Source organism: Vibrio sp. Scap24 (assembly GCF_013394185.1).
Lineage (GTDB): Bacteria > Pseudomonadota > Gammaproteobacteria > Enterobacterales > Vibrionaceae > Vibrio > Vibrio pomeroyi.
Map to the genome: position 1 here is coordinate 372,532 of NZ_CP041333.1, position 20,463 is coordinate 392,994.

At 45.5% G+C, this 20,463-nt stretch carries 17 protein-coding genes; 10 read left to right on the top strand and 7 right to left on the bottom strand.

The window, feature by feature from the left end; genetic code table 11:
• Window positions 1–87: 87 nt before the first annotated feature.
• The gene (locus tag FLM53_RS17235) at window positions 88–1,992 is read right to left on the bottom strand and encodes a fructose-specific PTS transporter subunit EIIC (protein WP_176678854.1); all 1,905 of its coding nucleotides are present in this window, start codon (window positions 1,990–1,992) and stop codon (window positions 88–90) included.
• 378 nt (window positions 1,993–2,370) lie between these two features.
• Between FLM53_RS17235 and FLM53_RS17240 the strand changes: the two genes are divergently transcribed.
• A complete protein-coding gene (locus tag FLM53_RS17240) occupies window positions 2,371–3,210 on the top strand; it encodes a helix-turn-helix transcriptional regulator (protein ID WP_060468969.1) in 840 nt (279 codons plus the stop codon).
• Between the two features lie 606 nt (window positions 3,211–3,816).
• Window positions 3,817–5,595 (top strand): transporter, encoded by a 1,779-nt coding sequence (locus FLM53_RS17245; protein ID WP_123305872.1) that lies wholly within the window; start codon window positions 3,817–3,819, stop codon window positions 5,593–5,595.
• A 148-nt stretch (window positions 5,596–5,743) separates the two neighbouring features.
• On the opposite strand, the gene FLM53_RS17250 is transcribed toward FLM53_RS17245, so the two are convergent.
• Together FLM53_RS17250 and FLM53_RS17255 are read right to left on the bottom strand one after the other, a co-directional pair.
• Entirely contained in the window at window positions 5,744–6,517 is a 774-nt protein-coding gene (locus tag FLM53_RS17250; RefSeq protein WP_123305873.1) for a PTS sugar transporter subunit IIA, read from the bottom strand.
• A gap of 7 nt (window positions 6,518–6,524) precedes the next feature.
• Entirely contained in the window at window positions 6,525–6,827 is a 303-nt protein-coding gene (locus FLM53_RS17255) for a PTS fructose transporter subunit IIB (protein WP_055319098.1), read from the bottom strand.
• 345 nt (window positions 6,828–7,172) lie between these two features.
• Here FLM53_RS17255 and FLM53_RS17260 point away from each other — a divergent pair, with 345 nt between their 5' ends.
• On the top strand, window positions 7,173–9,038 hold the full coding sequence (locus FLM53_RS17260; RefSeq protein WP_176678853.1) for a fructose-specific PTS transporter subunit EIIC: 1,866 nt from the start codon (window positions 7,173–7,175) through the stop codon (window positions 9,036–9,038).
• 121 nt (window positions 9,039–9,159) lie between these two features.
• On the opposite strand, the gene FLM53_RS17265 is transcribed toward FLM53_RS17260, so the two are convergent.
• Window positions 9,160–9,744: a TetR/AcrR family transcriptional regulator gene (locus tag FLM53_RS17265; protein WP_171731375.1), complete on the bottom strand. Its 585-nt coding sequence runs from the start codon at window positions 9,742–9,744 to the stop codon at window positions 9,160–9,162.
• Between the two features lie 164 nt (window positions 9,745–9,908).
• Window positions 9,909–10,454, bottom strand: coding sequence for a TetR/AcrR family transcriptional regulator (locus tag FLM53_RS17270; protein ID WP_176678852.1), 546 nt, complete (start codon window positions 10,452–10,454; stop codon window positions 9,909–9,911).
• A 202-nt stretch (window positions 10,455–10,656) separates the two neighbouring features.
• Here FLM53_RS17270 and FLM53_RS17275 point away from each other — a divergent pair, with 202 nt between their 5' ends.
• Together FLM53_RS17275 and FLM53_RS17280 are read left to right on the top strand one after the other, a co-directional pair.
• Window positions 10,657–11,256, top strand: a complete 600-nt coding sequence (locus tag FLM53_RS17275) for a hypothetical protein (protein ID WP_176678851.1) — start codon at window positions 10,657–10,659, stop codon at window positions 11,254–11,256.
• A gap of 36 nt (window positions 11,257–11,292) precedes the next feature.
• Entirely contained in the window at window positions 11,293–12,177 is an 885-nt protein-coding gene (locus tag FLM53_RS17280) for an SDR family oxidoreductase (RefSeq protein ID WP_176678850.1), read from the top strand.
• On the opposite strand, the gene FLM53_RS17285 is transcribed toward FLM53_RS17280, so the two are convergent.
• A complete protein-coding gene (locus FLM53_RS17285; RefSeq protein ID WP_176678849.1) occupies window positions 12,174–12,347 on the bottom strand; it encodes a hypothetical protein in 174 nt (57 codons plus the stop codon). The genes FLM53_RS17280 and FLM53_RS17285 overlap by 4 nt on opposite strands.
• A 395-nt stretch (window positions 12,348–12,742) precedes the next feature.
• Between FLM53_RS17285 and FLM53_RS17290 the strand changes: the two genes are divergently transcribed.
• The gene (locus tag FLM53_RS17290) at window positions 12,743–14,722 is read left to right on the top strand and encodes a methyl-accepting chemotaxis protein (protein ID WP_176678848.1); all 1,980 of its coding nucleotides are present in this window, start codon (window positions 12,743–12,745) and stop codon (window positions 14,720–14,722) included.
• A gap of 103 nt (window positions 14,723–14,825) precedes the next feature.
• Here FLM53_RS17290 and FLM53_RS17295 read toward each other — a convergent pair whose 3' ends face one another.
• Entirely contained in the window at window positions 14,826–15,989 is a 1,164-nt protein-coding gene (locus FLM53_RS17295) for an amino acid permease (RefSeq protein WP_176680043.1), read from the bottom strand.
• Between the two features lie 436 nt (window positions 15,990–16,425).
• On the opposite strand from FLM53_RS17295, the gene FLM53_RS17300 reads away from it, so the two are divergent.
• The 4 genes from FLM53_RS17300 (at window position 16,426) to FLM53_RS17315 (ending at window position 20,450) form a co-directional block, all read left to right on the top strand.
• Window positions 16,426–17,628: an MFS transporter gene (locus tag FLM53_RS17300; RefSeq protein WP_176678847.1), complete on the top strand. Its 1,203-nt coding sequence runs from the start codon at window positions 16,426–16,428 to the stop codon at window positions 17,626–17,628.
• Window positions 17,603–18,589: an HTH-type transcriptional regulator YidZ gene (gene yidZ / locus FLM53_RS17305; protein ID WP_176678846.1), complete on the top strand. Its 987-nt coding sequence runs from the start codon at window positions 17,603–17,605 to the stop codon at window positions 18,587–18,589. The genes FLM53_RS17300 and yidZ overlap by 26 nt, the downstream gene beginning before the upstream one ends.
• Before the next feature lie 64 nt (window positions 18,590–18,653).
• Window positions 18,654–19,886, top strand: coding sequence for a methyltransferase domain-containing protein (locus FLM53_RS17310; RefSeq protein WP_176678845.1), 1,233 nt, complete (start codon window positions 18,654–18,656; stop codon window positions 19,884–19,886).
• Window positions 19,887–20,450, top strand: a complete 564-nt coding sequence (locus FLM53_RS17315) for a GNAT family N-acetyltransferase (RefSeq protein WP_176678844.1) — start codon at window positions 19,887–19,889, stop codon at window positions 20,448–20,450. It begins immediately after the preceding gene.
• Window positions 20,451–20,463 lie beyond the last annotated feature (13 nt).

Here is a 20,463-nt window from a genome sequence, read left to right on the forward strand (position 1 = left end):
TGGCTTGAGCTCTATTCGTTCCTAAAAAACTATTAGCTACTAAAAACAGTAGGGTAGAAGGGCTCAAGCCATTGGAGTTGAAATGGCTTAAGCCGCTGCTGCTGTTAGCTTGGCTTTGCGTAGATTTTTAAGCGCGATACAAGTAACCGCAGTCACGCCCGCACCTGATGCCATACACAGAAGTGCCAGCATTGGGTAGTTCATTGCACCGAGTAGAGCGACAACTGGACCACCGTGAGCAACACTGTTGGTGATGCCAAATGAAAACGCCATAACCGCAGCGGTCATTGAGCCAAGCACGTTGGCAGGGATAACTGACATCGGGTCTTGAGCTGCGAAAGGAATCGCACCTTCAGAGATACCCACTAAGCCCATCGCGCCTGCTGCTTTACCCGCTTCAATTTCAGAAGATTCGAACAGGTCGAACTTACGGCCAAGTCTGGTTGCGATAGCCATACCCAGTGGAGCCACAGGAATAGCACACGCCATTGCACCCATGAACTGAGTTTGACCGCTAGCAATCATGCCAACCGAGAACAGGAACGCGACTTTGTTGAATGGACCACCCATATCGAAACCAGCCATGCCACCAAGGACAATACCAAGCAGAACCACGTTGCCTGTGCTCATGCTAGTAAGCAGGGCAGTAAGAGCATCCATTAATCCGGCGATAGGCGCGCCGATAACGAAGATGAACAGACCCGCGATGAATAGAGAACCAGTGATCGGAGCGATCATGATAGGCACAAGCGGTTGAACGAATTTGTGGTAGTTAAACGAAGTAATCCATTTAACGAAGTAACCCACTAATAAGCCCGCGATGATTGCGCCAATGAAGCCAGTGCCAGCGTCAGCGCCATAGAAAGAACCGTTGTTGGCAATCCAACCGCCAATCAAGCCAGGGGTTAGAGCAGGGCGGTCAGCAATCGCGTAAGCAATGTAGCCAGCTAAGATCGGGATCATCAGTGTGAAGGCAACGACGCCCACTTCTAGGATTTGGTTCCACATGCTGCCAGTAGGAATCGCCATACCAGATTCACTTGGCTCACCGCCAATCGCTAGCGCTAGGGCAATCAAAAGACCGCCTGTCACTACGAATGGGATCATGTGAGATACGCCATTCATCAAGTAACGGTAAAGGTCTGAACGCGCTTGCGATGCTTTTTCGGCAACGGATTGGTTGGTCGATGCTTGTTCTGCTTGGTAACTTGGTGCCTCGAGAGCTTGTTTGATCAAGCCTTGCGCGTCTTTGATTGGTGCTTTTACGTTGGTGCAGATCACGCGTTTGCCAGCAAAGCGAGCCATGTCGACCTGCTTGTCACAAGCCACCACTATTGCGTCGGCACGTTCTATCTCTTCTTGAGTTGGGCTGTTTTTAACGCCGATAGAACCGTTGGTTTCGACCTTAACATCGTAGCCAAGCGCCGCAGCGCCTTTCTCTAGCGCTTCTGCTGCCAGATAAGTGTGTGCCACACCAGCGGGGCAACCTGTGACACCTATGATGAAACTTTGCTTCTCAACATTGGTTTCAGTCTCAGCAGGTTCAGGTTTGGTAAGCAGTAGCTCCAATGCGGTTTGCTCGGAATCGGCATTCATGAAGTTTTCAATGAAACCTTCTTCAATCAGTTTTGAAGAAAGTTCTGCCAATACTTCTATGTGGTGATTGTCGCCGCCATCGGGAGAGGCAATCATAAAGAACAGTTTTGAAGGCTGACCATCATCCGCGCCGTACTCGATTCCTTCTTTGTGGACACCGATAACAACTGCAGGTTTGATCACTGCGCTGCTTTTCGCATGTGGCAGGGCGATGCCTTCTTCAAACCCTGTGTTGCCTTGTTCTTCTCGCGCTTTAATGTCGGCAAGAAACTGCGCTTTGTCTGAAATTCGACCTTGTGCGTACAGCACGTCTATCAGCTCTTTAAATACGTCTTCTTTGGAATTGGCGTTAAGCGAAAGCTTAATCAAATCTTGATTGATCAATGTCGTGATCATAATGAACCCCTACTCTTTTTTATTTTGTTAGGGGTATTCTGAAATTGATTACTTGCCTTCTGTAGTGAAGAAAAATCGCATTTACTGGATGATTGTTGCGTTATAAATGGAGTGTGATTTTGATCGGTTAGTGGCGCGTTTTTCGGCCTCTATTGACATAGGTTGAGTCTGCTTGAGGCTTTTATTTGCAAGGGGTTCGGCGTGTGGAGTTATCGGGGGAACAATGTGCTATATCAGATTTGTGACTGGAGATTTATTTCCACTACTGGATTTTTGTAACCTAGATCTCAAATTGTGATTTTGCTCAATAGCGCTATGTTTCACTAAGGAGTATACCTATTCCCGTAGCCTTATTGCTGCCCATAAGAGTTCGAATAAATGATATTTCATGACCTAATCTCGTCGGTATTAAATGAGCGAGAACCGTTTCACAACATCTGGTTTGCTGGAGATTTTCATACGCCTTCAGCATGCAGTTATCAGGTGAACTTTCCACGTTTAGAGTTGGTGCTAGACGGAGAGTATATAAATGAAATGGAGAGTCATGATCGCAAGATCACTAACGTTATTGCCAAAGCCGGAGATGCAATCTTCATCCCGCCTAACTGCTGGAACAAGCCAAACTGGGATACTGACTGTTCGGTGCTGAGTATGTTGTTTGGTCGTCGTCAGCTTGGTTTAAGTTTGGTGAGCAAGCGCAAAGGGGAAGAGAGCTTCTACGATATTCAAAAGCACAGTATTCAGACCCGCTCTGGGTTCGCGATTGATAACATTCTAGAGGCGCTCAGTTCACTTGCGAGGGAGAGTAATAAGCAGCCAATGGATGAGCTATTACTGCAAGCGCTGCTGCAATACAGTAAGACCATGTTGGATGCGCCCGTCGAGAAATCTCACAGCCGAGTTCAGGATGTGTATCAGGGTATTTGTATCTACATTCAAGAGAACTTCCACCGCCACATCACCCGAGACAGCATCGCCTCGCGCTTTAGCATTTCATCCAACCACTTGTCTCGAATGTTCCGCCAGCAAGGTCATATGACGTTGGCCGAGTACATCACGCGAGTGCGAGTCGACCGTGCCAAGTTCATGCTTAAGAAGTACAACTTCAAACTCAATGAAGTGTCGGTACGTTGCGGCTTTAAAGACGTGAACTACTTCTGCCGAGTATTTAAAAACCGTACAGGAAGAACCCCAACCGAATACCGTGGTTCAATCTAATACCGTTTCAACCTGATACTGCTTCAAACTGATGCCGTTTCAAATTATCTTCCCGAACTGGTCTTATACGACCGTATTTTGTATGACTTGATTACCGCAACTGACCCTGTGTTGTGGTAATCAATTTGATTTTTGCTTTCCTCTAAGTTTCCTCTTTTCAACGGCTTTTTCTTATCTATTACTAAACCGACTCCCACGTTTTGTGTATTTTCCGCGATTCTCTAGATAACGCCGATTAATAACAGTAAGAGGTTATTTTGCGAGCTATTTATTGTTTTTCGCGCGCTATTTATTGAATCAAATATCTAAGAATTCAGATATTAATCGGATGCATTAAATGAATTTTAAGTAAACTACAATCTATTTATCGAGACGACAAAAGTTAATTATTTCTGACTGGGTTACTGATTGAAATGTTTGTAAGGCATTGATTTTGAATGCTTAGTTTATAGTGCTCTATTCTTTATTTATTGACGTTTCATTCATGCCTAAAAATCAAATATTCAAGTTTATACGGTCTATCACAACCTTGACTTATAATACTACAAATTAAAATTTCTACGGATAATATGCTCTTCAGATATTAATAATAAAGAAGACTTATACATGGAACTCAATACTCTGATCGTAGGAATTTATTTCCTTTTCCTTATAGCAATAGGTTGGATGTTTAGAACGTTCACCAGTACAACCAGTGATTATTTCCGCGGGGGCGGTAACATGCTTTGGTGGATGGTTGGCGCAACTGCGTTTATGACGCAGTTCAGTGCTTGGACCTTCACAGGCGCAGCAGGTAAAGCGTATGCCGATGGGTTGGCTGTCGCGGTTATCTTCTTAGCGAACGCATTTGGTTACCTGATGAACTACCTGTACTTCGCTCCGAAATTCCGTCAACTACGTGTGGTAACACCAATTGACGCGATTCGTATGCGTTTTGGTAGCTTCAACGAGCAAGTATTTACTTGGTCTGGCATGCCGAACAGTATTGTTTCTGCGGGTATCTGGCTGAACGGTTTGGCGATCATCGCATCGGGCATCTTTGGTTTCGATATGACGACAACTATCGTTCTGACTGGTCTTGTTGTACTTGTTATGTCGGTGACAGGCGGCTCTTGGGCGGTTATCGCGTCTGACTTCATGCAGATGGTTATTATCATGGCGGTAACCGTAACGTGTGCTGCGGTTGCTATCGTGCAAGGTGGTGGCGTTACTGAAATTGTTAAAGACTTCCCTGTGGCTGAAGGCGCATCATTCGTTTCTGGTAACAATCTGAACTATGTAAGCATCTTCGGAATCTGGGCATTCTTTATCTTCTTCAAACAGTTCAGTATCACCAACAACATGTTGAACTCTTACCGTTACCTAGCGGCAAAAGACTCGAAGAACGCGAAAAAAGCGGCTCTGCTAGCATGTATTCTAATGACTATCGGTCCAATCATTTGGTTCATGCCACCTTGGTTTGTAGCAGGACAAGGCGTTGACCTTGCAGCACATTACCCAGATGCAGGCTCTAAAGCAGGCGACTTTGCTTACCTATACTTCGTAGAGCAATACATGCCAGCTGGTATGGTGGGGCTTCTGATCGCAGCGATGTTTGCAGCAACCATGTCTTCAATGGACTCAGGCTTAAACCGTAACTCAGGTATCTTTGTAATCAACTTCTACCAACCGATTCTTCGTCCAAACGCGACAGAGAAAGAGCTGATGATTGTGTCTAAGTTGATGTCTACCTTCTTCGGTCTTGCCATCATCCTTATCGCGCTGTTCATTAACTCTCTAAAAGGTTTGAGCCTATTCGACACCATGATGTACGTGGGTGCGTTGATTGGCTTCCCAATGACCATTCCAGCATTCTGTGGCTTCTTCCTTAAGAAGACTCCGGACTGGGCTGGTTGGGGTACGCTAGTTGTCGGTGCGATTGTTTCTTACATCGTTGGCTTCGTGATTACCGCTGAAATGCTACAGAACTTGTTCAACCTAGAGCCGCTAACGAGCCGCGAATGGTCTGACTTGAAAGTAGCAGTAGGTCTGATTGCACACCTAGTGTTTACGGGCGGCTTCTTTGTTCTTTCGACGCTGTTCTACAAACCACTAGAAGCGTCTCGTCAGAAAGATGTGGATACCTTCTTCAACAACCTTGCGACGCCATTGGTTTCTGAATCAACAGCTCAGAAGAAACTTGATAACAAACAACGTCACATGCTGGGCTCACTGATTGCAGTGTCTGGTGTGGCAGTGATGGCGATGTTTGCTCTACCGAACCCATTCTGGGGAAGAATGATGTTCGTACTGTGTGGCGGTATCGTGTTTATCGTTGGTCTGATGTTGGTGAAAGCCGTGGACGACTCGGTGGAAGATGCGAAACAAGAGAACAAAACGGCTTAGGTAACTAAACTCAAAAGTTAAGCCATATAGAAGAGAACGGCTGAGCGTAATTGCTCAGCCGTTTTTTATTATGTGAACCATGGAGTTACAACCAATGGAGTGAGTCACTTAGTTGATTAAGAAATTGAGTTTAGAAGGGACTGATGAATTAAATCAGGCGTGAAGAGATGTACATGAGTAGGGCTTGTAGGTCGACACTGCTTCGAGTCTTTTGTAAACGCTCATTGACCTGATCGTGAAGCAGGTTTCTGGTTAGGTTGGTGGCCGCCACAATATGCTCTCGCTGTGGCTTGGTAGGCAGTACCAAAGCAATAGCAACGTGCACCTCACCAATGCGTGAAGCCCAATCAATCGGGTCGTCACTAACGATGACCGCAATCGAGAGATCTTGGGTCGATTCAAACATCACATGTGGCAAGGCAATACCTGGGGATACACACGTAGACGAGCGCTCTTCTCGTTTAATAAACGCCAGAATCAGTTCATCTGGATCTTCTGGATACACCAAATGAGCAAGCCCTTTTAGACATTCAAATTTGGTCAGTTGGGTTTGCGCTTTGGCATGGTGCCACTTGATGTCACAAGGTGGACATATCTGTGGCATGCGTTGGATTAAGTCGTTCGAGAACTCATGGTTCACTTGCGAACCAACCATGGCGTAATGCTCAGCAATCACGTCTTTAAGAACGAAACAGGCAAGCTCTGCATCAATACCTATCGCGGTTATCTGACACAAATCGCCACGAAGTAAACCCACTTGCAACATCGCGACAGATTTGGAGAGATCGGCCGTTCGGTTTTGAGTGATGTTGATAATACGGATGGTACTTTTGAATTTCTTTGCCAAGCGGCTAAGTGGCTGCGCCACGTGTGAGTTCGCGGCAGGATCGTCAACGAAGAAGGTGATCTGATATTCGTTCATGAAAGGTCTAGGTGCGACAATGCTTAATAAAGACTTTATCGACACTCAACAATACCTCTTCCATAGGAATGAATAAGGTTTTCGCTGGGTCGAAGCGGTTTGGCTGTTCAATGTCGATGTCAGAGACGATCAATACCTTGTCTGCGAGAGTAATATCCTGTGCAGTCAGTAAGTTTTCAATACCCATAGCGCCTTGTGTTTCAACTTTGATTGAAACGTTGAATTTAGGGGCTGTTTTATTTAAAGCATCAGCTGCCATATAGGTGTGTGCAATGCCTGTAGGGCACGCAGTTACCGCTACAATTCTCATTATTATTCTCGGCTTAATCTCGTCCCTGTTACGTTACATAAGCTACCTTTCAGAGGTTACCTTGCAAAAGCGATCTTGCGTGGGAAATCCAGTATGGAAAGCTCGCATAGAGGAGGGACGATATGTTTATGGGTTCTGTGGATTTTATGGATTGCCGTTTTTTATTCTAAGGTGGACGTCACACTCTGCACTCTTGGTTACAATAATCCAGTTAATGCACCTTTCGTCCTATATATTGAGTGCCTCCACACCGTTAATCTTTTCATCTTATTAACATCGAAATTTTAATTTAGGTCGGAAGAACCTAATTACTTCAGTCTGAAATCAGACGAGGCAGAATAGACCATGGATATCACTAACATTATCGAGCCCGAGATTATCTGCTTGGAGCTACAAGCAGACTCTAAACAGGCGGTATTTGAAGAGCTGGTCGAGTTACTCGATTGTGCGGGCAAGCTCTCCAATAAAAGTGAATTCCTTGATGATATCTGGAAGCGTGAGGCCATTGGTAATACGGGTTTTGATGACGGTATTGCGATTCCACATGCGAAAAGCACCGCGGTTGCTAAACCTGCTGTCGCGGTAGGCATCAGCCGAACGGGCATTGATTATGGCGCTGATGGTGGTGAACTCTCTGATGTGTTCTTTATGCTCGCTTCACCAGACAACAACGACGACCATCATATCGAGGTATTGGCTCAGATCTCGACCAAATTGATCGAAGATGGCTTTGTTACAAAATTAAAGGCAGTGGAGTCGGTTGAGGAAGCTCAAGAACTGTTTCTTGAGGCTAATTCAGATTCCTTCGATAACTATGCCTCTAGCCATCATGAAGTGTATATCGAGCCGCTCAGCCCTTGGGCTCAATCTCTCAATCGCCTTAAAGAACACCTGCTGTATGGCACTTCGCACATGATCCCATTTGTGGTTGCTGGCGGTGTGTTGTTGTCTTTGTCGGTGATGATGTCGGGTCACGGCGCTGTACCAGAGAGTGGCATTCTGGCGGACATCGCGCAGATGGGCATCGCAGGCTTAACTCTCTTTACTGCCGTATTAGGCGGTTATATCGCCTACTCAATGGCCGACAAGCCGGGTTTAGCGCCCGGTATGATTGGTTCTTGGGTTGCAGTGAACCAATACAATACCGGCTTTCTTGGCGCAATTGTGGTCGGGTTCTTTGCGGGCTTTGTGGTGAATCTACTAAAGAAGATCAAGCTGCCAGACAGCATGATCTCACTAAGCTCTATCTTCATCTATCCACTGGTCGGCACCTTCGTCACTTGCGGTGCGGTGATGTGGGTGATTGGCTCTCCGATAGCTCAAGTAATGCTTGAGATGAACCAAATGCTCACGGGCATGGCGGGCTCCGGAAAAATGGTGCTCGGCAGTATTTTAGGCGCGATGACCGCCTTTGATATGGGCGGCCCGATCAATAAGGTCGCTACACTGTTTGCTCAAACTCAGGTGAACACCCAACCTTGGTTGATGGGAGGCGTCGGCATTGCGATTTGTACGCCACCACTCGGCATGGCTCTGGCGACTTTTATATCGCCGAAGAAGTTTAAACGAGACGAACGCGAAGCCGGCAAAGCTGCAGGCATCATGGGAATGATCGGCATCAGTGAAGGTGCGATTCCATTTGCTGCTGCCGACCCTGCACGTGTTCTACCTGCAGTTGTGGCTGGTGGTATTGTCGGGAACGTAGTTGGCTTTATGTTCCATGTGGTAAACCATGCACCATGGGGAGGTTGGATTGTTCTGCCTGTGGTTGATGGCAAGATTGGCTACATCATTGGCACACTGGCGGGTGCTCTCACCACCGCTTTGATCGTGATACTGCTGAAAAAGAATGTGGTTGAAGATGAGTCTCGCTCTAATCAGTTTGCTGGTGGTTCGGTGACGGAAGAAGGGCAAGCGGATGTACTCGCAATCACTTCTTGTCCTTCAGGGGTTGCCCACACTTTCCTCGCTGCTAAGTCTCTGGAAAAAGCGGCGCATCATCTTGGGGTTCGTATTAAAGTCGAAACACAAGGTGCCAACGGGATTGGTAATCGCATCACACCAAAAGACATCGAACGGGCGAGGTTGGTGATCTTCGCTCACGATGTGGCGATTAAAGAAGTCGAGCGCTTTGCGAACGTCAAAACGTTAGATGTCAGCACCAAAGAGGCGATGCTTAATGCGCAAGCGTTGATCATGAGAAAGGTGTAACCCTTAAACACTAAAGTTAATCATCTATAAAGTTGACTAGATCAGAACTAAAAAGACTCCGCTCTAGCGCTTTAGGCTAACAGTGGAGTCTTTTTGTATGGCTTCTATATAAGCTCAGCTTTTAGAAAGGATGATACTTAAATACGTCTTCAACCATTGAGTTAAGCAAATCGATGTCGTCACAGGTTTTCGCGTAGGTACGTAGGCCTGCGATCTGAACTTGAACATGTCGAGCAAGTTGAGTGGGTTCACGTTCTTTGTTTATCTCACCTAGCTCTTGAGCCTCGGCAATCAGCTTAGCGAACTCACCTTCCATGATCTTCAGTGATTTCTTGGCTTCTTCTAATAATTCAGCGTGCTCATCAGTCAGCTCGGCCACCGTTTTTGCCAGCATACACATGCCATTTGGTGAGCTTTGTTTTGATTCGACCACAGCACGTTTGACGAAGCTTTCGAGCGCTTTGATTGGAGAGTCTGTTTCGCTGCGGAAACGGTTCAGATTGAGGATGCCAAGTTCGGTATAGCGAGCAAGCGTCTCTTTAAACAGACCTTCTTTGCTGCCAAACGTCGCGTAGATGCTACCCGGACGCATATCAATCACATCTTGCAGGTTACGCATAGATGTTGCGTGAAAGCCCTTTTCCCAATATAGGTTCGTTGCTTTATCTACAACATCTTGTCTATCGAACTTCGCAGTCTTGGCCATAACATCTACTTTATTAATCTGAACATATGTTCAATATTTTATGCTGAACGTTCGTTCTAGTAAAGCGGTGATTAGATCCGCTTGAGGGCAATCGATCTTGCTTGAGCGTCTTAAAGTAACTAAGCCTTTGATACTGTTTAGCTATGTTTTGTTTCGAGAGCCGGTTAGGCTAAGTATTTGCTTGCCACGGAACGCACATACTCAGGTTCAAGCTTGCCACCACATAAGGTTTGGTGTGTCAGCAGGCCGATGAGGATGCTATATAGCTCAATCGCATTCTCGGCATCGATGTATTGGGCGAGCAGTTGTTGATACTTATTGTTGGCGATTGCGATGCTGGCATCTTCAGCCACAGCTTCTTGACCAATCACATCAATGTAATCAAAGACCAATTTCATTTCTTGAAAGTGACGAGATTCGATGGCTTGAAAGATATGTACGAAGTTTTCAATCTTCTGCTCAGTGGTTGCATCCACAGCTAGAGGCAAGTCGGCGAGGTTACCGCCATCGTGTCGAACAATCGCTTCGGTCGCAGCCTTGAACAGCTCATCTTTACTTTTGTAATAGTGATAAACCGCGCTTTTGCTCATGTTGAGGTGTGAGCACAGCTGTCTCATTCCCAATTCTTTATAACCAAACTCCAAAAACACACCTGCGGCTTTCAGTGCGATCTCTTCGCGTCTTTGGTCATGATCGACGATCTTTGGCATGAGTCTTCCTCGCAGTTTAATAGTTGAAGGTTCAGTCAATTTAGGCAACTGAAGCAATAGCTTAATGCAGCTGATGAGTGTCATCTTAGTTTAAATTAGTCCAAGTGGTCAAAATAATTCTTTACAGTGGTTAAACTTCGATCTAATTTAAAAAGACCAAGTGTTCTAAATAAAAATCAAACGACGATTATTCGAGGTAACTATGAGAATTGATTGGAACCTGCCCCCATTCAGAGCGGGCTTCTTAGGCGGGCTAGATAAATTTATTGGTCCGGGTGCGACATCAGCAGAGAAGAACCTGCAACTGTACATTCCGTTCATAGCGGGTGCGCTGATTGCTGCGTATGCCAATTATGCCGAGTTGGACTGGTCTTGGGGACAATATTTAGCAGCAGTTCTGCTAACCATCGACATGCTGGGTGGGGTGATCACCAACGCGACATCAAGTGCCAAGCGCTGGTTCCACAGAGAAGGGGAAGGGTTTAAGCAACACATGACCTTTATCGCTGTCCACTTCATTCAGTTAACAGTATTCAGTTGGCTGTTCTTGGATATGAACCTGATGTGGGTAGCAGTGACCGGTGGTTACATGATGTTGGCGTGTGCCTTGGTATTGAAAACTGCACTCTATCTTCAGCGCCCGGTTGCTTTGATTCTATATACACTGAGCTTGATCTTATCGCTTTATGTTGTGGAATCACCTGCCGGCTTAGAGTGGTTCTTACCTGTGTTCTATTTGAAGTTATTAATCAGCCACATTCTACGCGAAGAACCTTACCGTCCGGAAAACGAAACTGTCTAATTACTGAGGCTTTTTAATAAATGAGGTTGTCTATCAATGAACGTAACGAATGAGCTCAAAAGTCGAATTCTAGTGGCTGGGGCGACAGGATACTTAGGTCGCCATCTTATCGAAGCACTCCAAGCGTGTGATGCTGACTTCAAAGCGCAGGCTCGCAGTGCTGATAAATTGAAGGATCTCGGCCTGAACGACTCTCAAATTCAGGTGGCACAAGTGACCGATGCCGAGAGCCTAAAAGGATGCTGCGATGGAGTGGATATCGTCATCTCTTGTGTTGGTATCACACGTCAGAAAGAGGGACTGAGTTATATGGATGTCGACTATCAAGCCAACCTAAATTTGTTGGAAGAAGCTGAGCGAGCAGGCGTTAAGAAGTTTGTTTATGTATCGGCATTTCGGGCGAACGTGATTAAAAATGTGCGTCTACTTGAAGCAAAAGAGCGCTTTGCTCAGCGCTTACTGGCATCAGTACAATTAGCACCTTGCGTGATTCGTCCGAATGGTTTTTTTGCCGACATCGAAGAGTTCTACAACATGGCTCAGTCGGGAAGGGTGCACCTTTTTAGTTCAGGGGATGTTCGTTTAAATGCAATTCATGGCATAGATCTAGCCGAATTTGTCTTGGCTTCACTGTCTAATACGGAAAAAGAGTTAGATGTAGGTGGCCCAGATATCCTCAGTGCAACACAAATAGCAGAGCTTGCTTTTCAATCTCAGGGTAAAACCGCGCGAATCACTTATGTTCCCGATTGGGTCAGGAAACTGGCTTTATGGATGATAAGGCGACTACCGGAAAGTCGCGTTGGGCCTGCGGAGTTTTTCTTGAGCGCAATGGAAGGTGATGCCATTGCGCCATGCGTGGGAAAACATCATTTAAGTGATCACTTTTCCCAGCTCAATCACGAGTCTGATAAGGGCTAGTTGTCGACGACTTCGACGGTTTTATGTTGCGCGCCGTAATAGGTGCCTTCATCGATAGTGTACATCAGCGTTTCTTCGCACTCTGGGCAATCGAATTCTTCATTAGGTTCGATTGCTGCTTCTTCTACCCATTCCCATCCAATGTGTTCTTCGCAAGCGGGACAGTCCATAAAAACCTCTAATTATGCTTCTACGTTAATTGAATTCGTAACTTTTTGAGCCCGGAATTATACATAGTTGGCGCTGAATATGTAGCGACAACTGAGCAGAAAAAGGGTGTGCACATACCTCTTTAGGGTTATGAGAAACTGTCATTTTTCAGTCACTTACGTCGGAAAAATGTTGTTGCACGTTTTTTGTGTTTTCTAAAGTCGCATAGCTAACAGTTTTATAAATAAGTCAATGAATTCTGTAAGGTTAAATGCTAGCGTTATCGATTGTCGTCCAATATGGCACGGTAATTGATAAAACTAAATATTATTATGATCTCAGTAAAGGTACACCGTTTTAGAAGTGTGTCTAATTACACGACAGATAAAGATTCGTTAGCCGCTAGGAAATAAAAATGAAATTAACCGATATGTCTTTTAAGCAAAAAATCATCGCTTTGCTTATTTTACCGATCTTAGGTTTTCTCTGGCTCAGTGTTTCTGCGATATCCAAAGGCGTAGAAACAAAGACTGAAATGTCCTCATTGAATCAACTGACACGCCTTTCGGTTGTGTACAGTGAGTTAGTGCATGAGTTACAAAAAGAGCGAGGCATGACAGCTGGCTTTATTGGCTCTCAAGGAACCAAGTTTGTCAGTGAATTAGCCGCGCAGAGAACCAATGCCGACAACCGACGTAATGAAAGAAACGATTACTGGCAGTCTGCCAATATCAACCTGCCACAGATAAATCGCCTGAACACAGAGATAAGCCAAAGCCTTAATCAAATAACGACGATTCGAAATCGAGTAGATTCTCAAACTATCCCACTTTCTGAGGCCTTGGGTTACTACACCCAACTGAATGCAAAGTTGCTTAGCGTATCGGCGTTGATTGCTGAATTAAGTTCTGATGCCACCATCACTACAGAAACCATCGCTTACTACAACTTCTTACAAGGTAAAGAGCGAGCGGGTATTGAGCGTGCTGTCCTAAATAACACCTTTTCTAAAAATGAATTTGGCCCAGGTATGCTGGTGAAATTCATCTCTTTGGTGACAGAGCAAAATACCTACTTCTCAAACTTCGAAGTGTTGAGCAACCCAGCCAACGTACGTTTCTTTGAGCAACAGTTGAATGACCGCTCTGTGGCAGAAGTAGAAAAGCTTCGTAGCTTGGCTGAATCTAAGATGAGCGGCTTTGATGTTGACCCTGTGTACTGGTTCTCTCAATCTACTGCTCGTATTGTTCAGCTAAAGAAAACAGAAAACCACCTAGCTGAATCACTGATTGCCCTGACCGAGAAAAAGATGTCACAGGCGCAGTCTGCGATGATGATGAGTATTGGTCTGTTTGCTTTGATTACGTTGTTCGCAACCTTCGTCAGCTTTAAGGCGATCAGTGACCTGACGATGAGAGTAAAAGACCTGACAGTGATGTTGTCTAAAGTTCGTAATGACAATGATCTAACGGTTCGTGCTAAGTACGTTGGTAACAGCGAACTTGGACAGATCTCTTCGGCACTCAACGAAACGCTAGAGAAGTTTTCAAACGTTATCGACAACTTGTCTCAGTCGAGCCTGACTTTGGCTTCAGCCGCTGAAGAAACCTCACAAACTTGTCACTACAATTCGAACATGCTGGTTCAACAACAAGATCAAATCGGTCTAGTTGCGACGGCGACAGAAGAATTATCGGCTACGGTAAATGAAGTGGCCGCAAAAACTCAGCAGACAGCAAGCTCCGCTAAACTGGTTGATGAGCAATCACAAGAAGGCTTGAGTACAGTTCAAAATTCTTACCACTCTATCGAGAAGCTGGCATCTGAAATTAATGACCTCGCTGAAAAGATCACGCATCTACACGAGAGCAGCAACAACATTAACAGTGTGATTGATGTGATTAAGTCGGTAGCAGAGCAAACCAACCTACTAGCATTGAACGCGGCGATTGAAGCTGCGCGAGCGGGTGAGCAAGGTCGTGGATTTGCGGTCGTTGCCGATGAAGTTCGTACACTGGCTCAGCGTACACAAGAATCGACGTTGGAAATTGAAGGCTTCATCAGTTCACTACAGTCCGATGTACAAACAGCCTTCAACGTGATTGATAACAGCAAGAAGATGTCATCCAAAGCAGTAGAAGATTCCAAAGAGGTAGAACACACCTTACAAAGCATCTCAGCTGCAATCAGCGAGATCTTCAGTATGACGGAACAGATCGCTACGGCTACAGAAGAGCAAGCGGTTGTGACTCAAGACATCGCGCAAAACGTGATGGCGGTTGAGCAGAAATCGACTGAGTCGACCACTGGCGCAACACAAATTGCAGCAACAGCCAAAGAGCAAGCTGAACTGGCGGCTTCATTGAAAGAGATCGCTGGTACGTTTAAGAGTTAGTCCGAAGGCGTCTAAACAAAGCTGATTAAGTAAAACGAAAAAGCCCGTGAATCCTGAGATTTACGGGCTTTTTTATGGCAATGTTTGGGCTAACCTATAAGCTCTAGCCCATAAACCAAGACACGAAAATTAACGCGCCAAAGCCGAATGTCGCCATTAGTGCCGTATCGCCACCGGCTGCCGTGTAGCAGCCCTCGGTTTGTAGGTGAGGGAAGTCAGGTCTACGAACCTTAACTACCATTGCGAGTGGTCCCCAAATAGCTAGGAACACCAACACCATGCCAGCATAGTCGAGCATGCTTACGAATTGGCTAGCAAACAATTCAGCCAATACCAAAGGCAGTACAAAGGTCAGAGCGTAAGCCATTAGCTTGTTGTTGGTTACCGCGTCTTTGTTTTGGTCATACAGCGCCATGGACACGCCAAGGAAAGAAGTCACCAATGCCAGTGCTGAGAACAGAGCAATCACTACTTTCAACCAAGCAGACTGCCCGCTAAACGCAGAGATCAGCTCAGAAATGTTGTGGAACTGGCTGATCGCGTCTGTACCAAGGTTACCGATAATCGCGAATAACCAAGTGAGGTAGCACACGAGCGGAATCACTGAGCCAAGCAGAATCATATTGCGGATCTGCTTTTGAGTCGCTTCACGGTTGTAGATAACCAGTGACGGGATCACCACCATAGAGGCAAAGCTGGTGAAGATAACCGCGCTGTATTGAACCACATCATTGGCCGTGTATTGGCTAGTTTGAGTTAGATAATCAAGACGAATATTGCTGAACAGAGAGGCAATAACAATAAACAGCATCACCACCATCATGATGAATAGGCCACGGTTCAACTTATCGATATAAGACTTACCCGCTACCACAATCACGCCCATAAATAGGCTGAAAACGGTATAAGCAGCAGAAGCAGAGATGTTCACGCCGACGTCGAGCAGTAGCTTATGGATGATGTCACCCACGCCCAAGATATAAGCGATGAGCATGCATACCAGCAGCAGGTAAAAGAGTGCATTGATAAAGTGTTTACCTTTGCTGCCCAGAGTGAGGTAAGCAACACTGCTCATGCCACTGTTGTCTTTAGTTTTGGTACACGCTTCTGCCAGTAGGAGTGCAGAGTAAGTGGTGCCGATAAAGATAAGTAGCATCAGCACTGAGCTGATCATGAAGCCAAATTGGGCCAACACCATGGGAATAGCAAGCATGCCAGCCCCTAATGCAGTTCCTGAAAGAATCAAAGAACTGCCGAATAATTTCATATTCAAGAAAGCAACCTCAAAGTATCCAATTAATTTTTTGTTGGATTGTAAATATTTGTTGCCAAGCCTAACAAATTACTCAGTAAAGTTAGGGGTTAAATTCTAATTATTTTTGAATTTTTCTAAAAAATTTAAGCAGGAATTTGCGTTGGATATGAGTGGTTAATTTAAGTATTCACTTGGTGACTTGTTTTAGCGTTCTGATAACCTTTGTAAATTGTTCGCCGATGAATAGGCAGCGGTTTATAGCTGATAAATCGGTGTCTTAATTTCAGCAGAATTGAGTCAAAACCTTGCTTATTTCGCTCATTGTTATCTGTCGCCTTTTCCACATACTGAGGGTTTGTCGTAAATGGAAAGATCCGTTGTCGTAGATGCCACTCGGTAGTTTGGCGTTTCGCTCTTATTATCCTCACATCAATTATGTGGGGGTGTTATGTATCGTTTTCTGTTTTGTAGTTTCGCGCTTGTTCTCTTATATCCAACAGCGATTGATCTGTATTTGGTTGGCTTGCCTCAAATCGCTGCTGATTTAAATGCCTCGGAGGCGCAACTCCATGTGGCGTTTTCTATCTATCTTGCGGGCATGGCAACTACCATGCTGTTCGCAGGTAAATTTGCCGACAATGTAGGGAGAAAGCCTGTCGCTATTTTCGGTGCGATTGTCTTTGCTATCTCTTCGATGTTAGGTGGAGTCGTGACTAGCGCGGAACCGTTTCTAGCGGTACGCTTTTTCCAAGGTGTTGGTGCGGGTTCATGTTATGTAGTGGCATTCGCCATTTTGCGAGATGTGTTAGACGACCAAAAGCGCGCCAAGGTGTTGTCGATGATGAATGGCATTACCTGCATAGTGCCAGTGCTTGCGCCTGTGATCGGCCACCTCATCATGACGGTGTACCCTTGGCCGAGTCTGTTCACGACCATGGCAAGTATGGGAGTTGTGGTGTGTTTGTTGTCGGTGTTAGTACTAAGAGAAACTAAGCCGAATAGCAAAGGTTCAGAAGTAACAGAGGCTTCCGTGTATCAATCATCTTCAACCGAAACTTTCAAGGAACCCTTGTTTATCAGCCGAATGATCATGACTAGTTTGGGCGTGACGGCGATTCTGACTTACGTGAATGTGTCTCCAATGCTGATCATGACTGAGCTTGGTTTCGACCGTGGTCAATACTCCTATACCATGGCTCTCACAGCATTAGTCAGTATGTTGGTGTCGTTTTCAGCGCCGTTTGCACTGAATGTGTTTAAGCAGAAAAGCCTCATGCTGACATCTCAAACGTGCTTTGTTATTGCAGCTATTTTGTTGCTTGCATCGATTGATGGTGGGTTAGGGCATTATGTAACCCTGCTAGGCTTTGCTTTTGTGTGTGGTGGTTTCTCGCTAGGTTTTGGTGTCGCGATGAGCCAAGCATTGAGTTGTTATTCACAACGAGCAGGTGTCGCGAGCTCGATATTGGGCGTTTCTCAGGTGTGCACGTCGGCACTGTTTATCTGGTTGATGGGCGCTATCGGATTCAGTGTATTGAATATGTTGGTATTTATACTGGCTGCTGGTGGAGTTATCAGTATTGCTCTAATACTATGGGTAGGTCCTTCCCAAGTTAAAAGTGATTATGAAGAAGCCACTAGCCCGTCTTGATCTGAATCTATTGTTCACTCTGCAATTGTTGCTGCAAGAGCTGAGTGTTTCAAAAGCAGCCAAAAAGCTTAACGTTACGCCTTCAACAGTGAGTAAATCACTGACCAAGCTTCGAGACTGGTTCGATGACCCTCTGTTTGTGAAAACACCAAGAGGTCTAACGCCGACACCGCTTGCACTAAGTATGGTGAAAGATCTTCAAGATTGGCTACAGATTGGCAGTCAGATTCTTACGACTCGTGGTGACGAAGCGCCGAGAGATGTGCGATTGAATCTAGAGGCAGAATCTCCTCTGTCACTGATCATGCTTAACGAGCTGACGCAAAGCGTGTATCAACGCTATCCGAATGCGAAGATCAAAATGCGCAACTGGGATTACGATTCAATTGACTCTATCGTGCGTGGTGAGTCTGATATTGGCTTTTCAGGGCGAGAAAGCCACCCACGATCAAAAGAGTCTCTAGACGCGCTACCATACTTCATCGACTTCGAGGTGCTATTCCACGACATGCCAGTGGTGTATCTAAGAAAAGATCACCCTGCCTTACAGGAAGAGTGGAACCTTGAGGCTTTCCTCAAATACCCTCATATCAATATAGTTTGGGAAAAAAGTGAAACGTGGGCGCTGGATGAAGTGCTCACCGACCTCCAACTAGACCGAAACATTGCTCTAACTCTAGCTGGCTTTGAGCAGTCTTTGTTTATGGCGGCTCAATCCAATCACACCATGACGACGGTTGCGCCTAATTATTGTCGACGTTACGCAGAGCAACTTCACCCCAACCTTACTTGCTTACCCATCCCTTTAGATGAAGAGAGTGCCAATAAGCTGCTGATTCCCTTCACCATGATTTGGCACAAGCGCAATGCCTACAACCCAATCGTTCTATGGTTAAAAGACACACTCAGAGAGCTTTACCAATTTGAAGGCAAAGAAGGGAAAGACAAAATAAATGTCTAAAAGTTTGTTGACCTGACTATAGCTTCATAGTTTATCTTTGCTACCGAAATGAGAGGGGAAGTGCATGTATCGTATCTCTGAACTGGCTGATTTAGTCGGGTTGAGTCGCTCCACATTGCTGTATTACGGCAAGCTAGGTTTGATTGAAGCTCAACGCCAGAGCAATGGCTATCGTCTTTATTCTGAAAAGGATCTACAACGTGTTCGCTTGTTACAGCAATTGCAAGCGGGTGGGCTGACGCTCAAAGAGTGCCAAGCTTGTCTAGATGCAAAGATAGAACGCAACTTGCTAGAAAATCGCCTTAAGCAGTTGGATGAAGAACTCGTTCAAAAGCAACGCTCACGCGACCTACTGGCAGCAATGCTGGGGGAAGGTGGTTTAGAAGAGTGGCATGAGTCGATGGACAAGCTTGCGCCCGATGCACACCTCGATTGGTTAATTAAGCAGGGCTTTGATGAGAAACAGGCTTTGCGATTGAAGTGGTTATCGAAAGACATGAATGAACATGAGCAATACATGGCGGACTTTGGCGCTATCTTTGAGGGCTTAGAGCGCTTAGGACCTGGAACGGCTGAAGATACTTTAGCGGCATTGGCACAAGTTCCTATTTCTGCAAAGCGTGTACTTGAGATAGGTTGTGGCAAAGGTATCGCGACCAATGTGTTAGCGAAAGCCATCAAAAAGCACCAAGCTGATGTACACATTATTGCGGTCGACAATGATCAACCGAGTTTGGACATTCTAACTCAGCAAGCACAAGCATCTGGATTAGAAAGTAATGTTCAAACCGTGTGCGCAAGCATGATGGATTTGCCGTTTGAAGCTAAGTCGTTCGACCTGATTTGGTCAGAAGGCAGCGCTTACATCATGGGTGTTCAGAAGGCATTAAAGCAGTGGCGGAAGCTACTTACCGATGATGGCACCTTGGTTGTGAATGATTTGGTCTGGAACACAGAGAACCCAAGCGAATCAATCAAAGCGTTCTGGCAGAAAGAGTATCCAGATATGACCACGGTAGCTGAACGTATCAAATATGCAAAGGTGGCGGGGTATCAAGTCTTGGGTGACTTTGCGATGAGCGATGAAGGGTGGCTTGCCTATTATCAACCTTTGCAAAAGCAAGTCGAGTCTTTGAAAGCATCGATGTCAAACTCAAAAGCGCTCGCAGATTGCGACAATGAAATTCAACAATTCTTCAATAACAGCAGGCTTAAGAGCGAATCTTTCGAAGGCTCTCAAGGCTCAGCTAAGCGTGATTTTGATTATCACTTCTTCGTGTTGAAGAAAGTACAGTAAGTGAAGAACACCATGAAATTTAGACACCATGATTCAAGCGAGATCGAAACGATCACTCAACTTTTTACTCAAACCTTTACCGATTCAGAAGGCGAGAACGAAGGTAAAACAGTGGGTAAGCTTGCCAACGATCTTTTAACGACCACAGATTCGACAGAGCTACTTTGCTTTGTCGCGGAAGATGATTCTATTGAATCTGGCAGCACAATTGTAGGCGCGATTATTTTTACTCCGCTTTCATTTGACGATGAAACCAAGGCATATTTGCTTTCACCAGTAGCGGTGAGTACTCAGGTTCAAAAGCGTGGGATCGGCCAAAAGTTGATTAACTTCGGCTTACAGACTCTGAAGGAACAGCGTGTTGAGCTTGCTGTGACATACGGTGATCCTAGTTACTATTCAAGAGTTGGCTTTGAGCAAATCACTGTTGAACAGATCCCAGCACCATTCAATTTGAGCTACCCTCACGGTTGGATAGCTCAATCGCTGATTGGCGGTGAGATTAAAGTGGCGAGTGAACAGTCGAGTTGTGTTGAAGCTTTGGCTCATGCCAAATACTGGTAGTCGCTCAAAAATA

Coding starts and splice junctions, on each gene's coding strand:
- FLM53_RS17235 (WP_176678854.1), bottom strand. CDS start 1,992: ATGATCACGACATTGATCAATCAAGATTTGATTAAGCTTTCGCTTAAC.
- FLM53_RS17240 (WP_060468969.1), top strand. CDS start 2,371: ATGATATTTCATGACCTAATCTCGTCGGTATTAAATGAGCGAGAACCG.
- FLM53_RS17245 (WP_123305872.1), top strand. CDS start 3,817: ATGGAACTCAATACTCTGATCGTAGGAATTTATTTCCTTTTCCTTATA.
- FLM53_RS17250 (WP_123305873.1), bottom strand. CDS start 6,517: ATGAACGAATATCAGATCACCTTCTTCGTTGACGATCCTGCCGCGAAC.
- FLM53_RS17255 (WP_055319098.1), bottom strand. CDS start 6,827: ATGAGAATTGTAGCGGTAACTGCGTGCCCTACAGGCATTGCACACACC.
- FLM53_RS17260 (WP_176678853.1), top strand. CDS start 7,173: ATGGATATCACTAACATTATCGAGCCCGAGATTATCTGCTTGGAGCTA.
- FLM53_RS17265 (WP_171731375.1), bottom strand. CDS start 9,744: ATGGCCAAGACTGCGAAGTTCGATAGACAAGATGTTGTAGATAAAGCA.
- FLM53_RS17270 (WP_176678852.1), bottom strand. CDS start 10,454: ATGCCAAAGATCGTCGATCATGACCAAAGACGCGAAGAGATCGCACTG.
- FLM53_RS17275 (WP_176678851.1), top strand. CDS start 10,657: ATGAGAATTGATTGGAACCTGCCCCCATTCAGAGCGGGCTTCTTAGGC.
- FLM53_RS17280 (WP_176678850.1), top strand. CDS start 11,293: ATGAACGTAACGAATGAGCTCAAAAGTCGAATTCTAGTGGCTGGGGCG.
- FLM53_RS17285 (WP_176678849.1), bottom strand. CDS start 12,347: ATGGACTGTCCCGCTTGCGAAGAACACATTGGATGGGAATGGGTAGAA.
- FLM53_RS17290 (WP_176678848.1), top strand. CDS start 12,743: ATGAAATTAACCGATATGTCTTTTAAGCAAAAAATCATCGCTTTGCTT.
- FLM53_RS17295 (WP_176680043.1), bottom strand. CDS start 15,989: ATGAAATTATTCGGCAGTTCTTTGATTCTTTCAGGAACTGCATTAGGG.
- FLM53_RS17300 (WP_176678847.1), top strand. CDS start 16,426: ATGTATCGTTTTCTGTTTTGTAGTTTCGCGCTTGTTCTCTTATATCCA.
- yidZ (WP_176678846.1), top strand. CDS start 17,603: ATGAAGAAGCCACTAGCCCGTCTTGATCTGAATCTATTGTTCACTCTG.
- FLM53_RS17310 (WP_176678845.1), top strand. CDS start 18,654: ATGTATCGTATCTCTGAACTGGCTGATTTAGTCGGGTTGAGTCGCTCC.